The sequence below is a fragment of the Kitasatospora sp. NPDC047058 genome (genome assembly GCF_040643935.1).
Lineage (GTDB): Bacteria > Actinomycetota > Actinomycetes > Streptomycetales > Streptomycetaceae > Kitasatospora.
The window spans coordinates 1-3,984 of record NZ_JBEYVJ010000539.1 but is presented as its reverse complement, the minus strand read 5'-3'; the positions used below and the strand labels follow the sequence as shown (position 1 = coordinate 3,984).

At 75.8% G+C, this 3,984-nt stretch carries 4 protein-coding genes; 2 read left to right on the top strand and 2 right to left on the bottom strand.

Annotation, left to right across the window (positions count from 1 at the left end):
- Positions 1-643: VWA domain-containing protein (locus ABZ885_RS37010; protein ID WP_360198944.1), on the top strand; the 643-nt coding region annotated here is incomplete at its 5' end.
- Between the two features lie 44 nt (positions 644-687).
- Here ABZ885_RS37010 and ABZ885_RS37005 read toward each other — a convergent pair.
- On the bottom strand, positions 688-1,692 hold the full coding sequence (locus ABZ885_RS37005) for an alpha/beta hydrolase (protein WP_360198942.1): 1,005 nt from the start codon (positions 1,690-1,692) through the stop codon (positions 688-690).
- Between the two features lie 155 nt (positions 1,693-1,847).
- Positions 1,848-2,693: a siderophore-interacting protein gene (locus ABZ885_RS37000; RefSeq protein ID WP_360198940.1), complete on the bottom strand. Its 846-nt coding sequence runs from the start codon at positions 2,691-2,693 to the stop codon at positions 1,848-1,850.
- Between the two features lie 91 nt (positions 2,694-2,784).
- Here ABZ885_RS37000 and ABZ885_RS36995 point away from each other — a divergent pair, with 91 nt between their 5' ends.
- Positions 2,785-3,621 (top strand): TetR/AcrR family transcriptional regulator C-terminal domain-containing protein, encoded by an 837-nt coding sequence (locus ABZ885_RS36995; RefSeq protein WP_360198938.1) that lies wholly within the window; start codon positions 2,785-2,787, stop codon positions 3,619-3,621.
- Positions 3,622-3,984: the final 363 nt, after the last annotated feature.

The window sequence follows — 3,984 nt, the reverse complement described above, 5'->3', positions numbered from 1 at the left end:
GCGGCGCCGGGCGGCCCGCGGAACGATCGACCTGCGCCGCACCCTGCGCCGCTCGCTCTCCACCGGGGGCGTGCCGCTGCGCCCGGCCTACCGGCTGCGCCGGCCGGCCCGCCCGGAGATCGTGCTGCTCTGCGACGTCTCCGGCTCGGTGGCCGGCTTCGCGGACTTCACCATGCTGCTGGTGCAGGCGATGAGCGACCAGTTCAGCAAGGTCCGGGTGTTCGCGTTCGTGAACCGCACGGCCGAGGTGACGGCGATGCTGACCGCGGGCGGCGGCAGCGGAGACCCGGCCGCGCTCGCGCGGCGGATCCTCACCGAGGCCAAGGTGATGGGCCACCACGGCAACAGCGACTACGGCTCGGCACTGGGCGAGTTCGCCGAGCACCACCTGGACGCGGTCGGCCCGCGGACCAGCGTGCTGGTGCTCGGCGACGCCCGGAACAACCACCGCGACCCGAACGTCGCCGCACTGCGGCTGATCGCCGGCCGGGCGCGCCGGGTGCACTGGCTCAATCCGGAGCAGCCCGAGCTCTGGAGTACCGGCGACTCCGCCGCGCTCGCCTACGCGGAGGCGGTGGAGATGCACCCCTGCCGCAACGCCCGCCGGCTCGGCGAGCTGATCACCCGGCTCCTGCCGGTTTGACGCTTCGTCAAAAAGCAGCAACCGCCGCACGGCCGACGGCGCGTTCAGCCGTCCAGGTGGCGGAGGAAGTCCAGCAGCGCCGCGGTGGTCTCGGCCGGCCGTTCCTGCTGCGTCCAGTGGCCCGCGCCGGGCAGCACGACGTGCCGGTGCAGCTTGGGCGTGAGGTTCTCCAGCAGGAGCCGGAGCGCGTCCGGGCCGATCAGCGCCGTCACCATGTCGCGGTCCCCGACCACGTACAGCGCGGGCACCTCGATCCGGCGCCCGTCGAACGCGCTGAGCAGCTCGTTGTTGCGGTCGATGTTCCGGTACCAGTTGAGCGGCCCAATAAAGGCGCGGTCGCCGTGCCCGGCGTAGTCGGCGGCGAAGGCCTCGATGTCGTCCTCGGTGAGCCAGTCGGGCAGCTTCTCCGGCTCGGGGACGGTGTCCAGCAGCGTCCGGCCCTCGGGGACGACCCAGCCGCTCGGTCGGTCGGAGCCGGGGCGGTCACCGGACCCGCTGAACAGCACGCGCCGGAAGGTGGAGCGCGGGTCCCGGGCGAGTTCGGCATCGGCGACGCCGGGCCGCTGGAAGTAGTTCTGGTAGAAGCCGTCGCCGAACCGCTCCCGGGACTGCGCCAGCGGCGGCAGCCCGGAGACCGGCAGCGGCGGCACGCTCAGCCCGGCCACGCCGCGCACCAGGTCGGGGCGGAGCGCGGCGGTGCTCCAGGCGACCGGCGCGCCCCAGTCGTGGCCGACCACCACGGTCGGCTCCCCGCCGAGCGCGCCGATCAGCGCCGTGACGTCGCCGACGAGGTGGAGCAGGGTGTAGGCGTCGACGGCCGCCGGCTGCTCGCTGCGGGCGTAGCCGCGCTGGTCGGGGGCGACCACCCGGTAGCCGGCCGCGACGAGCGGGGCGAACTGGTGGCGCCAGGAGTACCAGCTCTCCGGGAACCCGTGCAGCAGCAGGACCAGCGGGCCGTCGCCCTGCTCGGCGAGGTGCAGCCGGACGCCGTTCACCTCGACGTCGCGGTGCCGGATCCCCTCGTACGCGCTGTCGGTTCGCCTGGTCACGTCGCCCACCCCTGCTCCTCCGGTCGTCCTGGACTGCCTGTGGACCGTCACCGGCCGGTTTCCGTCCGACCGTTCGCTATCCACCCTGCCCACCGGGACGCCGCCGGAACCACCGCCCGGCGCACGCCTGACGCCGCGCCGGGCGAACGGGCGCCTCAGGCCGACTTCTCCTGCGCGTCCGCCAGGTCCTCGGCCGTGGGGGCGTCGTCCTGGCCGAGCCGGTGGCGCCAGTAGCCGGCGAACTCGACCGAGGTCTTGGCCAGGCCGCGCTCCCCGACCAGGTGGCGGCGGAGGGCCCGGATCGCCGACGCCTCCCCGGCCAGCCAGGCGAACGGTGTGCCGGCGGGCAGTTCGGCCGCCCGGACCGCCGCGGTCAGCGGCCCTCCGGGAGCCGCACCGTCGCGGTGCAGCCAGTGGACGGTCAGCGCGGCCCCGGTCGCGAGCTGCTGCCGTTCGGCCTCCGCCGCCACCTCCAGGAAGGCGACCGCCGGGGTGCCGGCGGGCAGTGCCTCCAGCAGCGTGCCGATCGCGGGCAGCGCCGTCTCGTCGCCGGCCAGCAGCACCCAGTCGGCCGCGGCGACGGCGTCCGCGAACGGGACCGGCGGGGCGTACAGCTCGGACGGGCCGACCATGCCGAGCCGGTCCCCGGGCCGGGCCCGGCCGGCCCAGGCGCTCGCCGGGCCGGTGTCGCCGTGCAGCACGAAGTCGATCTCCACCACCCGGGTGCCGGGCCGCCGCCGGCGGAGGGTGAAGCTGCGCATCCACGGCCGTTCGGCCTCCGGGATGGCCAGGTAGGCCTGGTACCAGCCCATCACGTCATCGCTCCGGGCGGGCAGGACGGGCGTCTCCCGGCCCGGCCGCGGGAAGCAGAGCTTGACCTGCTGGTCGGGCGTGCCGCCGACGCCCGGATCGAGCACCTCGGCCTCGAAGCTGATCCGGGCCATCCGCGGGGTGACCCGCTCGACCTCGATGACCTGGACGGATGTGACTGGCAGCGACACGGTCGGCCCCTCCGGTTGCGGATTCACGATAGCCTTACGCCATAAAGAGTTCTCGCAGGCGGGATACTTTACGCCATAAGGAGTTGCCGTCGTGACCGTCTTCGCCGGGCAGGGCGATGCCCACCGCTCGATGTCCCTCCTGTGGGCCGCGCCGGACGTCCCCCGAGCCGGGCGCAGCGGCCCCAAGCCCGCGTTGAGCGTGGCCGCGATCGTGACCGCCGGGATCGCGGTCGCCGACGCGGAGGGCATGGCCGCACTCTCCATGCGCGCGGTCGGCGAGCGGCTCGGCCGCACGGCCATGGCCCTCTACACCTACGTGCCGGGCAAGGGCGAGCTGCTCGACCTGATGCACGACCGGGTCCACGCCGAACTGCCCGTCGACTACGACCTCGGCGACGGCTGGCGGCCCGCCGCCACGGCCTGGGCCGAGGACGCGTTCGCCTGCTACCTGCGCCACCCGTGGGTGCTGCAGATCTCCCAGGCCCGGCCGGTACTCGGCCCCGCCGAGCTGGGCGCGATGGAGTCGCTGCTGCGGATCCTCGGCGGTGCCGGCCTGCCGACCCGGGTGCTGCGGGGCGTCGTCGCCGCGCTCTGGCAGCTCGTCCGCGGCATGGCCCGGACGGCCGCCGAGGCCCGCGCCGCGGCGGCCGCCACCGGCGTCCCCGACGAGGAGTGGTGGTACGCACGCTCCGCCCGGCTCGCCGAGCTCGCCCCGGACTTCGCGGACCGCTTCCCGCTGCTGACCGCCCTGGAGAGCGACGCCGGGACCGAGACCGCCGCCGGCACCGGGACCGACGCCGATGCCGGCACCGCGGCGCCCGACGGCGGCGGCAACCCCCTGGAGGCGCAGACCCTGGCGGCCTTCCGCACCGGCCTCGCCGTCCTGCTGGACGGCGTCGAGGCGGCGGTCGGGCGCCGAGCCGGCTGACGCCGAGCGGGCGGCCGCCGAGCTACCGGTGCTCGGCGGCCCGGCAGAACCCGGGACGGGCCCGGACGGAGCAGCGGGCACGGCGGGCCGACGGTGGCGCGGGTACGTTCGCGGTGTGCAGCAGAGGTCAGGGCAGCAAAGGTCAGGGCAACAGAGCCCAGCGCGGCGGACATCGACGCGGCGGCCGGCGCCGGTACCGCCCGGGGCGCACCGCGGGTCACGCTCCGTCAGCCGCCCGGCGGCCGTCTGCGCCGCCGCCTGCGCCGCCGCCGCACTGCTGGCCGCGGGCGTGGCGCCCGCCGTGGTGGCACCGTCGGCGGTCGCGCAGGACGCGGCCGCGGTGGTCGGCGGCGAGCGCCTGGG